Genomic DNA, 21,438 nt, shown 5'->3' with positions numbered 1-21,438 from the left:
GGGGGCGGTGGTTCGGCACCGATCCCCCGGCCGCGCCGTGCGCATGGACGAGACGGTTCAGGCCTCCAGGCGATGACCGATGCGCTTGAGGGTCTCGTCGCCCCAGTACGTGCTGAGCTGCGTCGCCAGGCCGGTGGACTCCCGCACGGTGGTGACGAGGTCGACGAGCAGGTCGTCGCTGGCTGCCCACAGGTAACACTGGCCGGCCTGGTCCCACGCGTTCTTCTCCAGCAGGACCCGCTGGTCGTCGGCGCTTCCGGCGAACCGGTACCGCCAGCCGTTGCTGTCCGCGGGCCGCTCCTCCAACCGTGTGCCGAAGCCCGCCCAGGTGGCCGGGTCGAAGCTCGCGACCGGCGCCCGGAGCGTCCGGGCGCCGCACATCGCCTGGTGGTCCCAGATCCGGGTGTACACCAGATCCGAGAACGAAGCCGAGAGCATCGTCCATTCGTCGGTGGGTTCCAGGTCGTCGAGCGAGATCATCACGGGCGGGTCGTCGCTGCCGTCGAGCTTGACCGCCCAGAAACAGACGCCCTGATTCTCGATCATGAACGGCAGGAGCTGGATCTCGGCGACCGGATCCCACTCGCGTTCCTGGTCGGACTCGTCGTCGGGCGAGCACTCCTCCGGCCGGCCCAGCTCGTGGGCCGCGTACACGCGGTCATCGTTGCTGAACCGGCGCAGGATCTCCTGTCCGGCGGCGAGTGAATACCACTCCCGCACCGACGCGGGCAGCGGGAAGCCGCGCTCGGCGGCGAACCGGTCGAGGGCCGCTACGGCGTCGGGTGAGGTCTCCGCGGTTCGCCCGGCCAGGGCCAGCGAACGCGCGTGGTACTGCGGCTGGGATGTCATATGCGCAAAAACTCCTGAATGCCTGGTGTACGAAGAAGAGCGCGGTGCATCGTACAAAGGCGGTTCAAGGGCGACCGGTCCGGCGCGGGGAGGACGTCACTCGGGCGGCGTGCCGGAGCCGGGAACGATCAGCCCCGTCTCGTAGGCGGCGATGATGGCCTGTGTGCGGTCGCGGAGGCCGAGCTTGGACAGCATCCGGGTGACGTGGGTCTTCACCGTCGTCTCGCTGATGTGCAGCCGTGCCGCCAGCTCGGTGTTGCTCAGGCCGCGCGCGATCAGCCGGAGGATGTCCAGCTCGCGCGGGGTCAGGGTGGACAGGTCCCGGTGGAGCGTCGTTTCCTCGTCGCGTCCGGCGAACCGCTCGACCAGCCGGCGGGTCACGCTCGGCGCGAGCAGCGCGTCGCCGGTGCGGACCATGCGCACCGCCGAGACGAGGCGGTCGGCGGTGACGTCCTTGAGCAGGAACCCGCTCGCGCCGGCGCTCAGCGCCGCGTACACGTACCGGTCCAGGTCGAAGGTCGTCAGGATGATGATCCGGGGCGGGTCCGGGTGGTCGGCCAGGATGCGCCGGGTGGCCTCGAGGCCGTCCACGCCGGGCATCCGCACGTCCATGAGCACCACGTCGGGCCGCGTGCGCCGGACCGCGTCGATGGCCTCGGCCCCGTCGGCGGCCTCGGCGACGACCTCGATGCCGTCGGCGCCGAGGATCATCGCGAAGCCGGTGCGGACCAGCGCCTGGTCGTCGGCGATCACGACCCGCGGCGGGTCCGCGGTCACGGCCGCTCCACCGGGATCGTCGCGCGGACTCGGTAGCCGCCGTCCGGCAGCGGCCCGCTGGCGAGGGTCCCGCCGTAGACCGCGAGCCGTTCCCGCAGCCCGATGAGACCGCGGCCGTTGCCGGCCGGGGCCGCGGGACGGGCGGTTCCACCGTTGTCGGTGACCTCGACCCGTACCTCCGCGGGCCGGTGCTCGATGCGGACGTGCACCGCGGCGCCCGCCGCGTGCTTCACGGCGTTGGTGAGCGCCTCCTGCACGACCCGGTACGCCGCGAGGTCGACCCCGGGCGGCAGCGGCTGCGGGTCGCCGTCGACGGTGACCTCCACGGGCGTCCCGGCGTCGCGGACCCGGGCGACGAGCTCCGGTACCCGGTCCAGGCCGGGCGACGGCGGCTCGACCTCCGGCTCGTCCGGGCCGGGCTCGTCGCCGTCCATGGTCAGCAGGCCCATGACGTGCCGCAGCTCGTTCATCGCGGCGCGGCCGCCCGACTCGATGGCGGCCAGGGCCTGATCGACCTTGTCCGGCGCGACGGGCAGGACGCGGCGGGCCGCGACCGCCTGCACGACCATGACGCTCACGTTGTGCGTGACCACGTCGTGCAGTTCCTGGGCGATCCGGGCGCGCTCACGCTGTACCGCCAACGTCGCCTCGGCCTCCCGCTGGGCTTCCGCCATCCGCACCCGCTGCTGCAGCCCGTGCACCGCGTTCGCCGCGAGCCCGACCGGCACGAGGATCAGGATCAGCAGCAGGGCCGGCTGGTTGATCGGCAGGCTGGCCCGGTGCAGCACCATGGTGATCCCGCCGAGCACCACGCTGACCACGGCGGGGATACGGTACGGGCTGTGCATCACCGCGCTGTACGCGGCGACCACGCACGCGGCGAACGTGAACAGCGGATCGCCGAAGCCGGGCGACCGGTGGTAGGTCGTCGCCGCCAGCAGCACGATCCAGAACACCGCGAGCGGGTAGCGCCGCCGGGCCGCCACGGGCAGTGTGGCCAGCCCGACCACCAGGCCCCACAACAGCGCCTGCGGCCAGGGCAGCGACGTGAAGTACGGCACCACCACGTCGGGCGGACCGGACGCACCGGGGGCCACCGGCGCCGGCGGCCCGTGCAACGCCGTCGTGGGGATTCCCTCGGCGCGCAGGGCGAAGCCGAAGTACGCGCCGCCCGCGAGCGCCACCGCGAGCACGACATCCGCGGCGAGCGCCCATCGCGACGGCGCCGGCGGGGTCACCGGGCCGGTACGCAGCTGTTCGCGGAACGTCGTGAAGCTCACCGGCCAAGTCTGGCAAACCCGCCCGCCCGGCACATCGTCCGCTCGGCAGCGCTCGACGGGCCCCGGGTCGTACATCGCTGGTAGGACCCCGCCGCGGCGTCGTACCAGCGGACCGGCCGATATCGGAGCACAGATCGACGCGCGGCAACCCGTGCGGCCCATAGCGTCCAGGCATGAGCATGATCGAGGCCCGGGACGTCGCCCGGTCGTTCGGCACGACCCCGGCGCTGCGCGGCGCCACCGTCGCCGTGGCACCCGGCGAGATCCTGGCCGTGATGGGCCCCAGCGGCTCCGGCAAATCCACCTTGCTGCACTGCCTCTCCGGCATCTGCACACCCGACAGCGGCGAGGTGCGCTACGACGGCCGGCGGCTCGACACCCTGCCCGAGCCGGCCCGTACGAAGCTGCGGCGCACCGCGTTCGGGTTCGTCTTCCAGTTCGGCCAGCTGGCGCCGGAGCTGACCGTCGCGGACAACATCGCCCTGCCGCTGCTGCTGAACAAGGTCCGCCGGAACACGGCGTACGCGACCGCCGCGAGCTGGCTGGACCGGCTCGGCCTCGGCGGGCTCGGCACGCGGCGGACCGGCGAGCTGTCCGGCGGCCAGGCCCAGCGGGTCGCCGTCGCCCGGGCGCTGGCCGTCCGCCCGCGCGTGCTCTTCGCCGACGAGCCGACCGGGTCGCTGGACCCGGTCACCGGCAGGGCCGTGATGGACCTGCTCGTCGGGCTGGCCCGCCAGGAGGCCGTCACCGTGCTGCTGGTGACCCACGACAGCCGGGTGGCCGGGTACGCCGACCGGCTCGTCATCGTGCACGACGGCCGGGTCGGCGTTGAGGCGGAAGCGCGGGCCGCCCGATGACGATGCCGCTCCGGCCGACGTGCGCTCGGGTCAGCGCGACACCTGCCCGGGGCGGTTCGTCACGGGGATCTCGATGCTGATCGGCTTGGCCTCGGACAGGAACAGCAGGGCGGCCTTGCGCAGGAACTCGTCGAAGAGCCAGTAGGCCTCGGGCGCCAGCGGGAACGGCAGCAGGCCCTCGCGCACGAGGATGAACGGGCCCCAGGCCGTGCGCAGCAGCGTGTCCCAGAGCGGCTCCCGCGCGATCTTCAGCCAGCCGGCGATCTGGTCGCCGAGCATGAACCGCGTGAACGCGCCGAGGATCGGCTTGGTCAGCAGGCCGCCGTCGATCACGGAGCCGAGGTTGAGCAGGATGTCGGAGAGCACGAGCCCCTCGGCCGTCGGCGCCAGGATCGGGGTGAGCACCTGCTGGGCCTGGGCGTTGGCCTCGCTCCACGTCGCCGGGATGTATTCGTCGCGGATGCCCAGCATGTGCGCGCCGACCTGCCACGAGTGCAGGAACGCCGTGGACTCGGCGGCCGGGATCGGCACCTGCCAGGCGTTGAGCTTCTGCATGACGGTGGTGGGCAGGCTGTGCCAGGTGACCATCATGTCGCGCTGGCTGATCGGGATGTCCTCGTCGGCGACCTGCGCCCAGTCGGGAGACTGCGGCAGCAGGTGGCGGACCGCCGCGTGCACCAGGCGGGTCTTGACGGCGGTCACGATCATCTCGCCGTCGGGCTGGAAGGCGTTGACGGCCCCGATGTCGTAGCCGAGCTTGGCCGTCTTGGAGATGCGGTCCTTCATGTCCGCGCCGCCCTTGGAGTAGTAGACGGCGCGGGCCTCCTTCGGGATGACGGTGCTCATCATGCCGCTGGCCAGGCCGTAGAGCACGCCGAGGTACAGGCCGCGCTTCTGGTTGAACTGCACCGCGGTGGCCAGCTTGCCCTGGTCGGCCCAGGCCGGCAGCCGGCGGGCGCGCTCCATGAAGTCGCGCAGGTCGGCGGGCAGCCCGGCCGGCAGCGCCTGGCCGTTCTTGGTCCAGGTCCGCAGCAGCGCGTTGACGGCGGGCACGTCGCCCCGATCGATCAGCGAGGCGACCAGTGGATCGGCCTCCTCGTCCCACACCCACCGCGGATCGGCGCCGACTCCGGCGCCGGCCACGGAGCCGGTGGGCGACCACGTCCACACCGACTTCGCCTGCGCGGGTGCGGCGACGGTCAGCGCCCCGAGCGCGCCCAGCGCCCCGCCGGCTCGCAAGACCTTGCGTCTGCTGAGTGGTTCCACGCTTCTCCTCTTTCCTTGAGGCCGGAAGCTCGTTGATACGTTGATACACGAACTGCATCCGTGTATCAGGCATCAGAGCACACCGCGCCCCCGACCACAAGACATCCGGCTACGTCGATCAATGCGCGCCGTGCCACTGCAGTTAGTCGCGGTTCTCCGTTCTCCCGATGGAGACGAGGGAGCACACGCGGAACCTTCCCAGAAAGTTAGCCGTCGTTTACAGTGCCGGTAAGCCCGCAGCGGCTCTGCTCGACCGACACCCCGCCCGGTCCCGGTTAAGGAGCACACCCATGGACCCCGCCGACACCCTTGCCGACCAGTGCGCGAAGACCGCCGCCGACCTCACCGTTCCCGGCCTGCTGCACCGCAACGCCACCGACTTCGGCGATCGGCCGGCGCTGACGACGCTGGGCCGCGACGACACCCGGACCTGGTCCGAGCTGCGTCAGGAGGTCGCCGAGATTTCCCGCGGCCTGGCCGAGATCGGGCTGCGGCCGGGCCGGCACATGCTGATCATGATGTCCGGCCGGCCCGAGCATTGGCTGGTCGACCTGGCCGCGGTTCACCTGGGCGCGGTGCCGTCCACGGTCTACCCGACGCTGAGCCCCGAGCAGCTGCGGTACCTGGCGGTGCACAGCCGGGCCCAGGTCCTCGTGCTGGAGGGGGCGGCCGACCTCGCCCGCTGGCGGCCGATCCTGCCCGATCTGCCCGACCTGCGCCGGATCGTGCTGGTCGACGAGCCCGCGCCGGACGACATCAGCCTGGCGACCGTGCCCCTCTCGCACGTGCGGGCCGTGGGCCGGACCGCGCACCGCGCCGACCCCGAGGCGTTCGAGCGGCGCTGGCGCGCGATCCGGCCGGACCAGCCGGTGACGCTGCTGTACACCTCCGGCACCACCGGCGACCCGAAGGGCGTCGTGCTCAGCCACCACAACGTCATCTACCAGGCCGTGGTGCTCGAGGCGACCGTCGCGGTGCCCGACCACGCCCCGTCGGTCGCCTACCTGCCGCTCGCGCACATCGCCGAGCGGATGCTGGGCATCTACAACGCCGTCTACCGCGCCGGTCACGTGACGATCTGCCCGGACGCGGGCCAGCTCGTCGCGGCGCTGCGCGCGGTCGGGCCGGCCTCGTTCTTCGGCGTGCCGCGCGTGTGGGAGAAGATGGCCGCCGGCGTGCAGGCCCAGCTGGCCGCCGCCGCACCCGCGGCGCGCGCCGCGTTCGAGGCGGCGAGCGCGGTGGCGCTGGAGGCCTACGAGCTGCGCGCGGCCGGCCGGCCGGTTCCGGACGAGCTGGCCACCCGGCTGGCGCAGGCGGACGACTCCGTCCTGCGGCCTATGCGCGCGCTGCTCGGGCTGCAGAACATGGTGTGGGCGGGCAGCGGCGCGGCGCCCATCCCGGTCGAGGTGCTGCGGTTCCTCGCCGGGCTCGGTCTCGACGTGCTCGAGGTCTGGGGCATGACCGAGACCACCGGCACGGCCACCATCAACACGCCGGCCCGGTTCCGCACCGGCACCGTCGGCCGGCCCAACCCGGGCATGGCGGTCCGCCTCGCCGAGGACGGCGAGATCCTCGTGCGGGGACCGCTGGTCTGCTCCGGCTATCTGCGCCGGGACGGCGGCGTGGAGGCGATCACCGACGCGGACGGGTGGCTGGCCACCGGCGACGTCGGCACCCTCGACGAGGACGGATTCCTCACCATCACCGACCGCAAGAAGGAACTCATCATCACCTCGAGCGGCAAGAACGTCTCGCCGGCCCAGATCGAGGCACTGCTGCGCGCCCATCCCCTGATCGGCCAGGCCGTGGCGATCGGCGACCGGCGGCCGTACGTGACGGCCCTGATCGTCCTGGACGACGAGGTCGCGCCGCAGTGGGCCCGGACGCACGGCATCGAGGACCCGCGGCCGGCCGCCCTGGCCGCGGATCCGGTACTGCTGGCCGAGATCCAGGCCACGGTGGACGCCGCCAACGCCCGGCTCTCCCGGCCCGAGCAGGTCAAGAGCTTCCGGATCCTGCCGTCGAGCTGGACACCGGAGACCGGCGAGCTGACCCCCACGCTGAAGCTGCGGCGCCGGGTCATCACCGCCCGCTACAGCGACACCATCGACGCGCTCTACGCCGGATAGGCACCGCCCGGCCACCGCTTGGTACTGTGATACGCAACTCGCCTCAACGTATCGCAGGAACAGGAGCAGGACGGCTCATGGCCGGCGACCCGCTGATGTCCGCGCTCGACGCTCCGCCGGGCGCACCGTCGCTGCTCGAGCGCGCCTTCACCGACGCGCTCGGGCGGGCCGACGACAGCGACGAGGTCGCCCGGCAGCTGCTCGACGCGGCCTACGACCAGTTCTGCCGCATGGGTATCCGCCGCTCCACCATGGAGGACGTCGCCCGGCGGGCCGGCGTCTCGCGGATCACCGCCTATCGCCGGTTCGCCTCGAAGGACGCGCTCGTCGAGCAGGTGGTCAGGCGCGAGTTCCGGCGGTACTTCGACCGGTTCCTCGTCGACATCAAGCAGGCCGCGACCGTCGCCGACCGGGTGGTGCTGGGCTTCGTCAGCTCGCTGCAGGCCATCCGGGGCAACCCGCTGATCGGCGGCCTGATGGCCGGCGAGCCGGACACCCTCATCCCGTCGATGATCGGCGACGGCGGGGGAACCCTGGCCACGGTGCAGCGCTTCGTCGCCGGGCAGCTGCGCCGCGAGCAGCGCGCCGGGCACCTCTCCGGCGACGTGGACGTGGAGGTGGTGGCCGAGCTGATGACGCGGCTGTCCTGCTCCTTCCTGGTCACGCCGAGCCACGTCATCGATCTCGACGACGCCGAGCAGCTGCGCGCGCTGGCCCGGCGGTTCCTGGTGCCGATGCTGGAGCACGGCTCACAGGCCGAGTGACCGGCCGATCAGCTCCTTCATGATCTCCGTCGTGCCGCCGTAGATGGTCTGCACGCGGGCATCGAGATAGGCCCGGGCCACCGCGTACTCGCGCATGTAGCCGTAGCCGCCGTGCAGCTGCAGGCACCGGTCGACGGTGCGCAGCTGCAGCTCGGTGCACCACCACTTCGCCATCGCCGCGGTCTCGGCCGTGAGCGCCGCGTCGATCAGGCACTGGTCGACGAAGACCCGGCCGAGGCGCAGCTCGGTGGCCAGCTCCGCCAGCACGAACCGGTTGTGCTGGAAGGTGCCGATCGGCCGCCCGAAGGCCTGGCGCTGCTTGCAGTAGGCCAGGGTCTGCTCGAACACCGCCTCGGCGCCCGCGAGCGCGGCGACCGCGATCGACAGCCGTTCGAACGCCAGATTGCGCATCAGGTACCGGAAACCCTCGCCCTCCGCGCCGAGCCGGTTGGCCACCGGCACCCGCACGTCGGAGAAGAACAGCTCGGCGGTGTCCTGCGCCTTCTGCCCGATCTTGTCGAGGTTGCGGCCGCGCTCGAAGCCGGGCATGCCGCGCTCCACGACCAGCAGGCTGATCCCCCGGTGCCCGGCCGCTGGGTCGGTGCGGGCGACCACGATGACGAGGTCGGCCAGGATGCCGTTGCTGATGAAGGTCTTCTGCCCGTTGAGGACGTACTCGTCGCCGTCGCGCACCGCGGTGGTCGTGATGCCCTGCAGGTCGCTACCGGCGCCGGGCTCGGACATGGCGATCGCCGTGATGATCTCGCCGGAGCAGTAGCCCGGCAGCCACCGCTGCCGCTGCTCGTCGGTGGTCAGGTCGGTGAGGTACGGCCCGATGATGTCGTTGTGCAGCCCGAACGCCGGTCCGCTGGCGCCGGCGCGGGCCAGCTCCTCGGTGAGGATGGCGTTGAAGCGCCGGTCCGTCACCCCGCCGCCGCCGTAACGCTCGTCGACGAAGAAGCCCAGCAGCCCGGCGGCGCCCGCGGCCCGCCACACGGCGCGGTCGACGATGCCGTCGGCCTCCCAGCGCTCGTGGTGCGGCGCGATCTCCTTGCCGATGAAGGCGCGCACCATGTCGGCGAACGCCCGGTGCTCGGCGGTGAACGTCGTGCGGTTCACTGCGTCATCTCCTTCACTGCGGCGATGAGGCGCCGCGGGTCGGGCCCGAGCGGCGTGACGTTGAGGACCGTGACGCCGGCGTCGCGATACGCCTGGACCCGGTCCCGCACGTACGCGGCCGGGCCGATCAGGCTGGTGCGCTCCAGCAGCTCGGCCGGCACCGCGGCGGCGGCCTCGGCCTTGTGCCCGGCCAGGTACAGCTCCTGGATGCGCCCGGCCGCGTCGGCGTAGCCGTAGCGGCACAGCAGGTCGTGGTAGAAGTTGCGGCCCTTGGCGCCCATGCCGCCGACGTACAGCGCGATCAGGGGCCGGGCGAGATCCCGCAGGCCGGTCACGTCCGGGCCGATGGCCAGCGGCCCGCCGGCCACCACCTCCAGCGGCGCGAGATCGGCGGATCGCCGCTCGCGCCCGGCCGCCAGCGCGCCGCCCCAGACGTCGGCCGCGCGCCCGGGGTCGTACAGGAACGGCAGCCAGCCGTCGGCGAGCTCCGCGGTCATCTGCACGTTCTTGTCGCCGAGGCTCGCCACGTAGATCGGAATCCGCTCGCGGACCGGGTGGTTGAGCAGCTTCAGCGGCTTGCCCAGCCCGGTGCCCTCCCCGGCGGGCAGCGGCAGCCGGTAGATGCCCTCGTGCTCCAGTGCCTGCCGGCGCCACACCTGCCGGCAGATCCGGATCACCTCGCGGGTCCGCCCCAGCGGCCGGTCGTAGGCGACGCCGTGCCACCCCTCGACCACCTGCGGCCCCGACGCGCCGATGCCGAGCAGGGCGCGCCCGCCCGACATCGCGTCCAGGCCGGCTGCGGTCTGCGCCAGCAGGGCCGGCGTGCGCGAGTAGACGGGCAGGATGGCGGAGCCGATCTCCAGCCGCCGCGTCGTCGCGGCCAGGTAGCCCATGATGGTCGGCGCGTCGAAGCCGTAGGCCTCGTTCACCCACACGACGTCGAGGCCGTCGCGCTCCCACCCGGCCACGGCGTCCGCCTCGCTCCTGGGGTCGTTGGCGTAGGCGAGCGTGGTGGCGATGCGCATCAGGGTTCCTCCCGGGTCCGGCCGGCGGCGGCGCTGTCGAGCCAATGGCGGGCGTGCGCGCCCAGGCCCCACTCGGCCAGGACCGCCTCGGTGTGGGCACCGGGCGCCGGTGGCGGGCCGCCGACCGCTCCCGGTGTGTACGACAGCCGCGGCGCCACGGCGGGCTGGCGCACCCCGGCGTGATCCTCGAACGTCCCGCGCGCGACGAGGTGCGGATGGTGCTGGGCCTCGGCCAGCGACAGCACCGGCGCCACGCAGGCGTCGGTGCCCTCGAACAGGTCGGTCCACTCGTCCCGGGTGCGGGTGGCGAAGACCGCCGCGAACCGGGCGCGCAGCGCCGGCCATCCCCGCACGTCGTCCTGGGCCGGCAGCCCGGCACCGGCGAGGCCGAGCAGCCGGGGCAGTTCGGCGTAGAACTGCGGCTCCAGGGCACCCACCGCCATGTGCCCGCCGTCGGCGGTGGCGTAGACGCTGTAGAACGGGGCGCCGCCGTCGAGCAGGTTGCGGCCCCGCTCGGCCCGCCAGGCCCCGCCGGCCAGCAGCCCTGCGAAGACGGTGGTCAGGTGGGCGGTGCCGTCGACGATGGCGGCGTCGACGACCTGGCCCCGGCCGGTGCTGCGGGCCACGTGCAGCGCGGCCAGGCAGCCGACGACGAGGTACAGCGCGCCGCCGCCGAAGTCGCCGACCAGGTTGAGCGGGATCTGCGGCGGCCCGTCGGCCGGGCCGACGGGATGCAGTGCCCCGGCGACGGCGATGTAGCCGATGTCGTGACCGGCCGCGTGGGCCAGCGGCCCGTCCTGGCCCCAGCCGGTCATCCGCCCGTACACCAGGGCCGGGTTGCGCTCCAGCGCCGCCTCCGGCCCGAGGCCCAGCCGTTCGGCCACGCCCGGGCGCCACCCCTCGATCAGGATGGCGGAGCGCTCGGCCAGGCTGAGGACCACGTCGGCGCCGTCGGGGTGCTTGAGGTCCACGATGATCGAGCGCTTGCCCCGGTTGAGCAGGTCGCGGCTCGGGTCGCCGAGGAGCGGCGCGCCGGGTTCGGGCCGGTCGACGCGCACGACGTCGGCGCCGAGGTCGGCCAGCAGCATCGCCGCGAACGGGCCGGGCCCGATCCCGGCCAGCTCCAGCACCCGGACCCCGGCCAGCGGGCCCCTACGCACGCGCGTCCCTCGGCGCGAACCGCGGGGCGCGCCCCTGGACCCGGCTGGTGAGGGCCTCGGCGAAGTCCGGCCCGGCCAGCGAGGCGGCCATGTGCTCGACCGCGGCGTCCGCCGCGGCGGCGATCCCGGTCTCCAGGCCCGACCATACCTGCCGCCGGATCGCCGCCATCGAGGCCGGCGAGCAGTGCTCGGCGAGGTCCGCGGCATAGGCTCGGGCCTCGGCGAGCACTCGGTCGCGTGGGAGGACCCGTTGCACGAGCCCGATCCGCAACGCCTCCGCCGCGTCGATCCTGCGGCCGGAGAGCAGCAGGTCCAGGGCATTGCCCGCGCCGACGAGGCGGGGCAGCAGCCAGGCGCTGCCGTATTCGGCGACGAGGCCGAGGCGGCTGAACGCGGTGGAGAGGCGGGCCTGCGCGGCCAGGAACCGGACGTCGGCGTAGAGGGCGTGCACCAGGCCGAGGCCGGCGGCGCCGCCGTTGACCGCCGCGATGATCGGCGTCGACAGGGTCGCCGGCAGGTGGGCCGCGAAGCCGAGCTCGTGCACCAGGCGGTCGCGGTGGTGCGGGTCGAGCAGCCCCTGCAGCGACTCCGGGTCGGCGCCGGTGCAGAACCAGTCGCCGGTGCCGGTGACGACGATGGCCCGGACGGCGGGGTCCTCGTCGGCCGACCGCAGGGCGGTGTAGTAGTCGCGGAACATCTCCAGGGTCATGGCGTTGCGCCGGTCGGGCCGGTCGAACCAGATCGTGCGGACGCCGTGGCCGGTGGCGGCCAGCAGCCCGGCCCCGATCGGCTCCGTCCGGTCCGGATCAGTGATATTTGACATTTGATACTCTCTACGGATGGAACGGACGAAGACGGGCGACCTGTCCCAGCCGCAGCTGTCCGAGACGGTGGCCAACCTGCTGCGCGACCGGATCATGTCGGGCCAGCTGCGGGCGGGCGAGCGGATCCGGCTCGAGCAGGTCGCGGAGGAGACGGGGCTGAGCATCACCCCGGTGCGCGAGGCGCTGCTGATGCTGCGCGCGGAGGACATGGTGGAGCTGCAGCCGCGGCGCGGCCACGTCGTCGCCCCGCTCTCACGGCAGGACATCGTCGACGTCTTCGCGGTGCAGGGCCACATCGCCGGCGAGCTCGCCGCCCGGGTGGCCGCCGACATCACCCCGGCCCAGCTCGCCGACCTGCGCGAGCAGCACGAGCGGCTGCGCCGGGCCGCCCACGCCCGGCAGGTCAGCCGGGTGGAGCAGCTCGAGTTCGAGTTCCACCGCAGCATCAACCGGCTGGCGGACGCCCGCAAGCTGTCCTGGCTGCTGCGGGCGGCCACGCGGTACACCCCGAGTCGTTTCTACGCGGGCAACGCCGAGTGGCGGGCGGCAATGGTCACCGACCACGAGGCGTTGCTGGCCGCGCTGGAGGCGCGCGACCCGGCCGCCGTGCGCCCGGTCGTGGCGCGGCACTTCAACGACGGCGCCGAGCGGCTCGTCAAGCACCTGGACGGGCTCGGGGTCTGGAGCGAGTGAGCGGGTCACCGCCGGCCGTGACGCCACTTGAACAGGGCCAGCGACATCCGCATCGCCGACGCCGCCGGTTGCATGGTCATCAGGTCGATCGGCGGCCGGAACCGCTGCCAGGTCACCGATCGCGGCCGGCTGAACTCGCGCAGGCCGTCGGCGCCGTGGATGCGCCCGAAGCCGGAGTCGCCGACGCCGCCGAAGGGCAGTGAGGGCACGCCGGCGTATCCGAGCACCGAGTTGACCGACACCGCGCCCGCGCGCAGCCCGGCGGCCAGCGCCAGCCCGCGGCCGCGGCGGCGGGTGAAGATGGAGCCGGACAGCCCGTAGGTGCTGGCGTTCGCCCGGCGCAGCGCCTCGTCGGCGTCGGCGACCGGGTTCACCACGATGACGGGGCCGAACGTCTCCTCGGTGATCGCGGCGCTGTCCTCGGGCACATCGGCCAGCAGCACCGGCTCGACGAACGGCGCCCGCACCGACTCGGCGCCGCCGACCACCGCCCGCGCGCCGCCACTGATCGCGTCGCTGATGTGGCGCTGCACGATGGCGGCCTGCGTGGGCGTGCTCATCGGCCCGTACGCCGCCTCCGGCTCGGCGCCCGGCCGGACCTGCTGCATCAGCCCGGCCAGCTTCGCCACGAAGGGCTCGTGGACGGCCCGCTCGACGTAGACGCGCTCGACCCCGGCGCAGGTCTGGCCGGCGTTGCCCAGGCCGCCGAAGACCGCCGCGGCGGCGGCCGCGTCCAGGTCGGCGTCGGCCGTCACGATGAGCGCGTCCTTGCCGCCGCCCTCGATCACGACCGGGGTCAGCCGCTCGGCGCACGCCGCCATGACCGCGCGGGCCGTGGCCGCCGATCCGGTGAAGGCGATCTTGTCGACGGCGGCGCGGCTGAGTGCCGCCCCGGTGCCGCCGTCGCCGGTGACGACCTGCAGCACCGGCTGGTCGGGCAGGAGCTCGGACCAGCGCTGGGCCAGCCACACGCCGACGCCCGGGGTGTACTCGCTGGGCTTGAACACCACCGCGTTGCCGGCCGCGAGGGCGTGCGAGATCGAGCCCATCGGGGTGTAGACGGGATAGTTCCACGGCCCGATCACGCCGACGACACCGTAGGGCACGTACTGCACGGAGCTGGCCTGGTTGAACGCCAGCATCCCGGACGGCACCGAGCGGCGCCGCAGCACCCGCCGGGCGTTGCGGGCGGCCCAGTCCAGGTGCTCGACGGCCAGCATGACCTCCAGCTGCGCCCCGGCGATCGGCTTGCCGGTCTCGGCCCGGATGAGCCCGGCCAGCTCGTCGATCCGGCCCGCGATCAGTGCCTTGAAGGCGAGCAGATGGCGGGCGCGCCGGCGGGCGTCCAGGCCGCTCCACCAGCTCGCGGCGGCGCGCGCCCGGGTCACGGCGGCGTCGACCTCCGCCGCGTCGGCGATGTCGTAGTCGCCGGCCGGCTCACCGGTGGCCGGATCGACGACATGCAAGCGGCGGGGTTGTTCAACGATGGACGTCATCGCACCGGCCTCCTGACATTTGATATTCGATAGTCTAATCTTCGTGTCAATCCCTTGTGGAACTGGAGGATGCCGTGGAGTGGACCGATGAGCAGCGGTCGATGGTGGCCGCCGTGGAGGACTTCTGCCGCCGCGAGGCCGGGAGCCGGGCCCAGCGGCAGCAGCTCACCGACGGCGGGCGGGAGACACACAGCCCGGAGCTGTACCGCAAGATGGCCGAGCTGGGCTGGCTGGGCCTCTCCCTGCCGGAGGAGCACGGCGGCGGCGGGGCCGGCATCGTCGACCTGTGCCTCTTCCTCGAGGCGACGTCCCGAGCCATGGCACCCATCGGCGGCTTCACCACGTCGATCATCGTCGCGGCGACCTACGAGCGCTTCGGGTCACCGGAGCAGCAGAAGCTCATCCTCAACGGTGTGGCCCGCGGGGCCGTCGAGGCGATCGCGATGTCCGAGCCCGAGGCCGGCTCCGACGTGGCCAACCTGAGCTGCCGGGCCGAGCGCCGCGGCGACGAGTTCGTCGTCAACGGGCAGAAGACCTGGTGCTCCAACGCCCATCTCGCCGAGCACATCCTGCTCGTCGCCCGCACGTCCGGCCGGGCCGGCGAGCACTCCGGCCTGACGATGTTCCAGGTCCCGACGACGGCGGCGGGGCTGGTCGTCGCCGGCATCGAGACCATGGGCGGCCGGGAGGTCAACGACCTGTACTTCACCGACTGCGTCCTGCCCGCCGACGCCGTGGTCGGCCAGGTCGACGCGGGCTGGAAGCAGCTGATGGCCGGGCTCAACATGGAGCGGCTGATCCTGGCCAGCCTCATGCTCGGCACCGCCCAGCGGGCCTTCGACGACGTCGTGGCCTACGTCAAGCAGCGGCGCCAGTTCCGCCGGCCGATCGGCTCGTTCCAGGTGCTGCGCCACCGCCTGGCCGACCTGGCCACCGAGATCGAATGCGCCCGACTGCTGGTGTACAGCACCGCCGCCGAACTCGACCGCACGCCGGGCGCGGTGCTGCCCCGGGCGAGCTCGATGGCGAAGCTCAAGGCCACCGAGACCGCCCGCCGCGTCGCCCTCGACGCGATGCAGATGATGGGCGGCTACGGCTACGCCACCGAGTTCGACATGGAGCGGCTGGTGCGCTCCTCCATCGTTTCCACCGTCTACGGCGGCACCAGCGAGATCCAGCGCGAGATCATCGCCCGGACCTACGGTCTGACCGACGAGCTGCGGTAGCACCATCGGCCGGTGCGTGCGTCAGGCACGCACCGGCCTGGACGGGCCTACGCGAACGACTCGCCCCGCTCGGCCTTCGCGCACAGCAGCGCCGGCGGGTCGAACCGTTCGCCGTAGCGCTCGGCGAGCTCCCGCGCCCGGACGACGAAGCCCGGCAGCCCGCCCGCGTACTGATCGATGTACCGCAGCACGCCCCCGGTCCAGCTCGGGTAGCCGATGCCCAGGATGGAGCCGACGTTGGCGTCGGCGACCGAGGTGAGCACGCCCTCCTGCAGGCAGCGCACCGACTCGATCGCCTCGACGAAGAGCATCCGCTCCTGGAGATCCTCGAACGGCACGCCGAGGTTGGCGCCGCCGAACTCGTCGCGCAGCCCCGGCCAGAGCCCGGCCCGTCTGCCGTCGCGGTACTCGTAGAAGCCCGCTCCCCCGGCGCGTCCCGGGCGTCCGTGCCCGTCGATCATCCGGTCGATGACGGCGTCGGCGGCGTGCGGTGTCCAGGCCCCGCCCGCGGCGACCACCGCCGCCGCCGTCTCCTGGCGGATCCGGCGGGGCAGGGTGAGGGTGAGCTCGTCCATGAGCGCGAGCACCGGCGCCGGGTATCCGGCCTGGCTGCTGGCCTGCTCGATGGTCGCGGCCGGGATGCCCTCGGCCAGCATCGCCACGCCCTCGTTCGTGAACGTCCCGATGACCCGGCTGGTGAAGAAGCCCCGGCTGTCGTTGACGACGATGGGCGTCTTGCGCAGCTGCCGGACGACGCCGAGGGCCCGCTGGACCGTCGCGTCGGTGGTCCGCTCGCCGCGGATGACCTCGACCAGCGGCATCTTGTCCACCGGCGAGAAGAAGTGCAGGCCGACGAAGTCCTCGGGCCGGCGCACCGTCCCGGCGAGCAGGCTGATGGGCAGGGTGGAGGTGTTGGAGGCGATCAGCGCATCCGGTGCGACCCGCTCGATCTCGGCGTACACCTGCTGCTTGAGCGTCGGGTCCTCGAAGACCGCCTCGATGACGACGTCGACGCCGGCGAGGTCGGCGACGTCGGCGGTCGGGGTGATGCGGTCCAGCAGCGCCTGGTCGTGACGGCGGCCCTCGGCGTAGGCCTTGCCCTTGCGCGCGGCCTCGAGCGTGACGTCCTTGAGCAGGACCTCCAGGCCCGCCTTCGCGCAGACGTAGGCGATGGCGGCGCCCATCATCCCGGCCCCGACGACGGCGACGCGCCGCGCCGGCGGGTCGCCCGCGCCGGGGTCCCGGGCGGCGGACCGCTGCACGTCGAAGAACAGGGCCTGGATCATGTTCTTGGCGATCTGGCCGGTGGCCAGTTCGATGAAGTAGCGGCCCTCGATGACCAGGGCGGTGTCCAGGTCGACCTGCGCGCCCTCGACCGCGGCGGCGAGGATGTTGCGCGGCGCGGGGTAGGGCGCGCCCTTGAGGTGCTTGCGCAGGGTCGCGGGCAGCGCCGGCAGCTGGGCGGCGAGCGCCGGGGTGGCCGGGGTACCGCCGGGAATCCGGTAGCCCTTGCGGTCGTACGGCTGCGTGGCGTCCGGGTTCGCCGCGATCCAGGCGCGGGCGGCGGCGAGCAGGGCGACCGGATCGGGGGCGAGTTCGTCGACGAGCCCGTGGGTGAGCGCGGCCGGCGGCCGGTGCCGCTGGCCGCGCAGCAGCCAGTTGCCCAGCGCGTCGGCGATGCCCAGCAGCCGGACGCTGCGCACGACGCCACCGCAGCCGGGCAGCAGGCCGAGGGTGACCTCCGGGAACCCGATCTCGATGGCGGGGTCGTCGAGCGCGATGCGGTGGTGGCATCCCAGCGCCAGTTCGAGCCCGCCCCCGAGGGCCGAACCGTTGATCGCCGCGACGACCGGCCGGCCGAGCGTCTCCAGCCGCCGCACGGCCCGCTTGAGCCCGTGGGTGTCGGCCTCGACGGCCGCGGCGTCGGCCGGGGTCAGCCGCACCAGGGACTCGAGGTCACCACCGGCGAAGAAGGTCGTCTTCGCGGAGGTGATGATCACGCCCGCGATCCGGTCGCGCTCGGCCTCCAGCCGGTCCACGGTGCTCACGAGGCTCGCGGTGAACTCGGCGTTCATCACGTTCGCCGAACGTCCCGGGTGGTCGAGGGTGAGCAGGACGATCCCGTCCTCGCCGTCCTCCCACCGGATGGTGCCGACCATGCGCGCTCCTCAGATTCGTTCGATGACGGTCGCGATGCCCATGCCGCCGCCGACGCAGAGCGTCGCGAGCCCGTACCGCCCGCCGCGGCGCTCCAGCTCGTCGACGAGCGTGCCGAGGATCATGGCGCCGGTGGCGCCGAGCGGGTGGCCCATGGCGATGGCACCACCGTTGACGTTGACGATGTCCAGGCTCAGGTCCAGGTCGGCGACGAAGCGCAGGACGACGGCGGCGAACGCCTCGTTGATCTCGACCAGGTCCAGATCGGCGGCGTCCAGGCCGGCCTTGGCCAGCGCCTTGCGGGCGGCCGGGGCCGGCCCGGTCAGCATGATCGTGGGGTCGGCGCCGCTCACCGCGGTCGCCCGGATTCGGGCCCGGGGTGTCAGGCCCGCATCGCGGCCGGCCGCCTCGCTGCCGACGACGACCAGCGCGGCGCCGTCGACGATGCCGGAGGAGTTGCCGGCCGTGTGCACGTGGTCGATGCGTTCGATCCAGTGGTACTTCTGCAGCGCCACGGCATCGAACCCGCCGAGGTCACCGATGGCGGCGAACGACGCCGGCAGGGCGGCCAGGCCCTCCATGGTGGAGTCCGGGCGGAGGTGCTCGTCGCGGTCGAGCACGACGAGCCCGTTGCGGTCGAGAACGGGCACCACGGACCGGGCGAAGTAGCCGTTGGCCCACGCCTTCGCGGCCCGGGCCTGCGACTGCAGGGCGTAGCCGTCGACGGCCTCGCGGCCGTGGCCGTCGATGGTGGCGATGAGGTCCGCGCCGATGCCCTGCGGCACGAAGCCGGTGGTGTAGTTGGTCTCCGGGTCCAGCGCCCACGCTCCCCCGTCGGAGCCCATCGGCACCCGTGACATCGACTCGACGCCACCGGCGAGCACCAGGTCCTCCCAGCCCGATCGCACCTTCTGCGCGGCGATGTTCACCGCCTCCAGGCCGGAGGCGCAGAACCGGTTCAACTGGACCCCGGCCACCGTGTCGGGCAGGCCGGCGGCGAGGGCGGCCGTCTTGGCGATGTCGGCGCCCTGGTCGCCCAGCGGGGAGACCACGCCGAGCACGACGTCGTCGACGCGGCCCGGGTCGAGACCGGGCATCCGCCGCAGCGCCTGCTCGATGAGTCCGGTGATGAGCGAAACCGGCTTCACTCCGTGCAGTGATCCGGTCGCCTTGCCGCGGCCGCGCGGGGTGCGCAGCGCGTCGTAGATGTACGCCTCGGTCGTCATGGCGCCGGCTCCTCGTCGCTCGCCCGAATGCGAATCGCGCCTAACTTTCTCCGAGGCGCCGCGCGGCTGTCAAGGCGTCCGGCCGCCCGGCGCACGCAGGTCGCCGATGTCACGGCTGCGAGGTGGCGCTAACCTGTACGGGTGCAGCCAGCAGCGAGCGGGGTCGGCCCGACGGCGACGAAGCGCCCGAAGGACCGCAAAGACCGCATCGCGCTGGCCGGCGCCGAGCTGTTCTGCGAGCGCGGCTACCACCGGGTCTCGGTCGACGAGATCGCCGCGGTCGTCGGCATCAGCGGCCCGGCCGTGTACCGCCACTTCGCGAACAAGTACGCGATCCTCGTGCACGCCACCCGCGACGTCGTCGGCGCCCTGCTCCAGGCGACCGCCGAGCCGCAGGCGACCGCCGCCGAGGGCGTCCTGGACGAACTGCTCCGCGCGCTGGCCGCGGTCACCGTGGCCAAGCGCCGCGTCGCCGGGCTCTACCAGTGGGAGGGCCGCTACCTCACCCCGGAGCACCGGCAGGAGTTCCAGGCCGGACTCGACACGCTCGTCGGCCGCCTCACCACCCCGCTGCGCACGATTCGGCCGCGACTGGCCGAGGCACCGGCGCAGCTGCTGGTCGACGCCGCGCTGAGCGCCCTCGGCAGCGTGACCACCCACCGCGCCACGGCCGCCGACACCGAGGAACTGCTCACCCGCGTCGCCTGGACGCTCCTGCGGGCCGACCCGCCGCGGCGGCCGCCCGCGCCGCCCGCCGACCCGCCCGCGCCGCCGGTCCGCCCCTCCTCCCGCCGCGAGCTGCTGCTCCTCGAGGCGATCCGGCTGTTCCGCCGGCACGGGTACCACGCCGTCGGCGTCGAGGACATCGGGCGCGCCGCCGGCATGCAGGCCTCCAGCGTGTACCGCTACTTCCCCAGCAAGGCCGACCTGCTCGCGGCCGCCTACTACCGCGCGACCGACCGCCTCACCGCCGCGACGACCGCGGCCCTCGCCGAGGCCGCCGACCCGGCCGACGCCCTGCACCGCGTCGTGCGGGCCTACGTCGCCTTCGCGTTCGGCCAGCGCGACCTCGTCGCGGTCTACCTCGCGGAGAACAACAACCTGCCCGACGAGGACCGCCATCAGCTGCGCGGCGCCCAGCGCCAGCACGTCGAGGAGTGGGTGCGCCTGCTCGGCACCGTGCGCCCGGAGCTGCCGGTCGCCGACGCCCGGGTGCTCGTGCACGCCGCGCTCAACGTCGTCACCGACATCGGCCGACTCGGCCGATTCGAGCGCACCTCCGGCTTCGACGCCCAGACGTCCCGCCTCGCCCTCGCGGTCCTGCACGCCTGAGCACCGGCCATTGATCACCATGGCGGCGGGGCTGTGCTTGACTAGCACGTATGGCCCTGTGCGCGCCCCCGCCCGCTCGAGTGATCCGGTGACCGCCGGGTCGGCGGCGGCCACCCGGCCGCACAACCGCAGGCAGATCATCGTCGAGGCGGCCGGCCAGGTGTTCAGCGCGCGCGGCTATCACGCCGCGTCGATGGAGGAGATCGCCGCCGGGGTGGGCATCAGCGCGCCGGCGTTGTACCGGCACTTCCCGAACAAGTACGCGCTGTTCGCCGAGTGCGCCAACGGCATGGTGGACGAGCTGGTCGAGGTGCTCGACGAGTGGCCGCCCGACGCGGCGCTGCCGGACGTGCTCGCCGCCCTGATCCGCGTCACGGTCGCACACCGCACCTCGGGCGGGCTCTACCGGTGGGAGGCCCGCTATCTCGAGCGCGCCGACCGCCGGGTGCTGCGCGGGAAGTTCGCGCACGTCGTGGGGCGAGTGACCGAGCTCGTGCGGCGCGAGCACCCGCTGCCGGACGAACGTCTGCGGGCCGTGGCCGCCCTCGGCGCCATCGGCTCCATCACGATGCACCACACCTCGATCGCCCAGCGGCGGATCGAGGAGCTGCTGCTGGACTCCGCCCTGCGCGTGGTCGGCACCGATCCGGCGGCCGCCGCGCGCAGTGCCCACCTGGTCGAGCTGCCCGGCCAGCCCGTGCCGCGCACGCGGCGGGCGGAGATCCTGGCCGCGGCGATCCCGCTGTTCGCGCGGGAGGGCTTCGCCAACGTGACGAACGCCCAGATCGCGCAGGCGGTCGGGCTCACACCGTCCGCGCTCTACCGCCACTACCCCGGCAAGGTCGACATCCTGGTCGCCGCGTGTCTGCAGGCGGCGGGGCTGCTCGCCCAGGCGGTCGACCGCAGCCTGCACCAGGCGACCGATCCGCGGCAGGCCGTGGTCGCGCTGGCCGCGGCGTACGTGGCCTACTGCTTCGAGCACAACGCGCTCACCAGCGTCGCCGAGGCCGAGGTCGCGGGGTTGCCGGCCGACGTGCAGCGGCCGCTGATCCTGGCCCAGCGTGAGCACATCGCCGTCTGGGAGCAGCAGCTGCGAGCGGTCCGCCCGGAGCTGGACCCGCGCCAGGCCCGGCTGCTGGTGCACGCGGGGTTCGGCGTGGTGGTGGAGGCCGGGCGCGCCCTGCGCTGGCAGGACGCGCCCGGCCACCGGGACATGGTGACCGGCCTGGTCACCGCCGCGCTGACCCTGTGAGCACGC

General features: G+C 73.4%; 18 protein-coding genes. 7 read left to right on the top strand and 11 right to left on the bottom strand.

The genetic code is table 11. From position 1 onward, the window contains the following. Window positions 1-57: 57 nt before the first annotated feature. The 3 genes from ABT369_RS10520 to ABT369_RS10510 form a co-directional block, all read right to left on the bottom strand. On the bottom strand, window positions 58-849 hold the full coding sequence (locus ABT369_RS10520) for an SMI1/KNR4 family protein (protein WP_350611467.1): 792 nt from the start codon (window positions 847-849) through the stop codon (window positions 58-60). Window positions 850-945: 96 nt separating this feature from the next. Continuing rightward, window positions 946-1,626, bottom strand: coding sequence for a response regulator (locus ABT369_RS10515; RefSeq protein ID WP_350611466.1), 681 nt, complete (start codon window positions 1,624-1,626; stop codon window positions 946-948). Further along, entirely contained in the window at window positions 1,623-2,906 is a 1,284-nt protein-coding gene (locus ABT369_RS10510) for a sensor histidine kinase (RefSeq protein ID WP_350611465.1), read from the bottom strand. Before ABT369_RS10510 ends, ABT369_RS10515 begins: the two co-directional genes overlap by 4 nt. 173 nt (window positions 2,907-3,079) lie before the next feature. On the opposite strand from ABT369_RS10510, the gene ABT369_RS10505 reads away from it, so the two are divergent. After that, window positions 3,080-3,763 (top strand): ABC transporter ATP-binding protein, encoded by a 684-nt coding sequence (locus ABT369_RS10505; RefSeq protein ID WP_350611464.1) that lies wholly within the window; start codon window positions 3,080-3,082, stop codon window positions 3,761-3,763. Between the two features lie 30 nt (window positions 3,764-3,793). On the opposite strand, the gene ABT369_RS10500 is transcribed toward ABT369_RS10505, so the two are convergent. Beyond that, complete coding sequence (locus tag ABT369_RS10500) at window positions 3,794-5,029, bottom strand: oxygenase MpaB family protein (protein ID WP_350611463.1); 1,236 nt, start codon at window positions 5,027-5,029, stop codon at window positions 3,794-3,796. A gap of 290 nt (window positions 5,030-5,319) precedes the next feature. Here ABT369_RS10500 and ABT369_RS10495 point away from each other — a divergent pair, with 290 nt between their 5' ends. Both ABT369_RS10495 and ABT369_RS10490 read left to right on the top strand, forming a co-directional pair. Then, window positions 5,320-7,158 carry an AMP-dependent synthetase/ligase gene (locus tag ABT369_RS10495; protein ID WP_350611462.1) on the top strand — a complete coding sequence of 613 codons (1,839 nt, stop codon included), beginning with the start codon at window positions 5,320-5,322 and terminating at the stop codon, window positions 7,156-7,158. Window positions 7,159-7,235: 77 nt separating this feature from the next. Then, window positions 7,236-7,922: a TetR/AcrR family transcriptional regulator gene (locus ABT369_RS10490; RefSeq protein WP_350611461.1), complete on the top strand. Its 687-nt coding sequence runs from the start codon at window positions 7,236-7,238 to the stop codon at window positions 7,920-7,922. On the opposite strand, the gene ABT369_RS10485 is transcribed toward ABT369_RS10490, so the two are convergent. From ABT369_RS10485 to ABT369_RS10470, 4 genes are read right to left on the bottom strand one after another with little or no spacing between them, the layout of a single operon-like run. After that, window positions 7,908-9,041, bottom strand: a complete 1,134-nt coding sequence (locus ABT369_RS10485; protein WP_350611460.1) for an acyl-CoA dehydrogenase family protein — start codon at window positions 9,039-9,041, stop codon at window positions 7,908-7,910. The genes ABT369_RS10490 and ABT369_RS10485 overlap by 15 nt on opposite strands. Further along, window positions 9,038-10,066, bottom strand: coding sequence for an LLM class F420-dependent oxidoreductase (locus ABT369_RS10480; RefSeq protein ID WP_350611459.1), 1,029 nt, complete (start codon window positions 10,064-10,066; stop codon window positions 9,038-9,040). The genes ABT369_RS10485 and ABT369_RS10480 overlap by 4 nt, the downstream gene beginning before the upstream one ends. Further along, window positions 10,066-11,226 (bottom strand): CaiB/BaiF CoA transferase family protein, encoded by a 1,161-nt coding sequence (locus tag ABT369_RS10475; protein WP_350611458.1) that lies wholly within the window; start codon window positions 11,224-11,226, stop codon window positions 10,066-10,068. The genes ABT369_RS10480 and ABT369_RS10475 overlap by 1 nt, the downstream gene beginning before the upstream one ends. Further along, on the bottom strand, window positions 11,219-12,049 hold the full coding sequence (locus ABT369_RS10470; RefSeq protein ID WP_350611457.1) for an enoyl-CoA hydratase-related protein: 831 nt from the start codon (window positions 12,047-12,049) through the stop codon (window positions 11,219-11,221). Before ABT369_RS10470 ends, ABT369_RS10475 begins: the two co-directional genes overlap by 8 nt. 16 nt (window positions 12,050-12,065) lie before the next feature. On the opposite strand from ABT369_RS10470, the gene ABT369_RS10465 reads away from it, so the two are divergent. Next, on the top strand, window positions 12,066-12,743 hold the full coding sequence (locus tag ABT369_RS10465; protein ID WP_350611456.1) for a GntR family transcriptional regulator: 678 nt from the start codon (window positions 12,066-12,068) through the stop codon (window positions 12,741-12,743). A gap of 5 nt (window positions 12,744-12,748) precedes the next feature. On the opposite strand, the gene ABT369_RS10460 is transcribed toward ABT369_RS10465, so the two are convergent. Next, the gene (locus tag ABT369_RS10460; protein ID WP_350611455.1) at window positions 12,749-14,239 is read right to left on the bottom strand and encodes an aldehyde dehydrogenase family protein; all 1,491 of its coding nucleotides are present in this window, start codon (window positions 14,237-14,239) and stop codon (window positions 12,749-12,751) included. Between the two features lie 74 nt (window positions 14,240-14,313). Between ABT369_RS10460 and ABT369_RS10455 the strand changes: the two genes are divergently transcribed. Further along, a complete protein-coding gene (locus tag ABT369_RS10455) occupies window positions 14,314-15,465 on the top strand; it encodes an acyl-CoA dehydrogenase family protein (RefSeq protein ID WP_350611454.1) in 1,152 nt (383 codons plus the stop codon). 47 nt (window positions 15,466-15,512) lie between these two features. On the opposite strand, the gene ABT369_RS10450 is transcribed toward ABT369_RS10455, so the two are convergent. Beyond that, on the bottom strand, window positions 15,513-17,624 hold the full coding sequence (locus ABT369_RS10450; RefSeq protein ID WP_350611453.1) for a 3-hydroxyacyl-CoA dehydrogenase NAD-binding domain-containing protein: 2,112 nt from the start codon (window positions 17,622-17,624) through the stop codon (window positions 15,513-15,515). A 9-nt stretch (window positions 17,625-17,633) separates the two neighbouring features. After that, window positions 17,634-18,848 (bottom strand): acetyl-CoA C-acetyltransferase, encoded by a 1,215-nt coding sequence (locus tag ABT369_RS10445; RefSeq protein WP_350611452.1) that lies wholly within the window; start codon window positions 18,846-18,848, stop codon window positions 17,634-17,636. A gap of 141 nt (window positions 18,849-18,989) precedes the next feature. On the opposite strand from ABT369_RS10445, the gene ABT369_RS10440 reads away from it, so the two are divergent. After that, window positions 18,990-20,180 carry a TetR/AcrR family transcriptional regulator gene (locus tag ABT369_RS10440; RefSeq protein ID WP_350611451.1) on the top strand — a complete coding sequence of 397 codons (1,191 nt, stop codon included), beginning with the start codon at window positions 18,990-18,992 and terminating at the stop codon, window positions 20,178-20,180. A gap of 88 nt (window positions 20,181-20,268) precedes the next feature. After that, the gene (locus ABT369_RS10435) at window positions 20,269-21,432 is read left to right on the top strand and encodes a TetR/AcrR family transcriptional regulator (protein WP_350611450.1); all 1,164 of its coding nucleotides are present in this window, start codon (window positions 20,269-20,271) and stop codon (window positions 21,430-21,432) included. Window positions 21,433-21,438 lie beyond the last annotated feature (6 nt).

Source organism: Dactylosporangium sp. NPDC000244, from assembly GCF_040300725.1.
In the GTDB taxonomy this organism is placed as follows: Bacteria; Actinomycetota; Actinomycetes; order Mycobacteriales; family Micromonosporaceae; genus Dactylosporangium.
The sequence above is the reverse complement of the archived record's forward strand: the minus strand, read 5'-3'. Positions and strand labels throughout refer to the sequence as shown.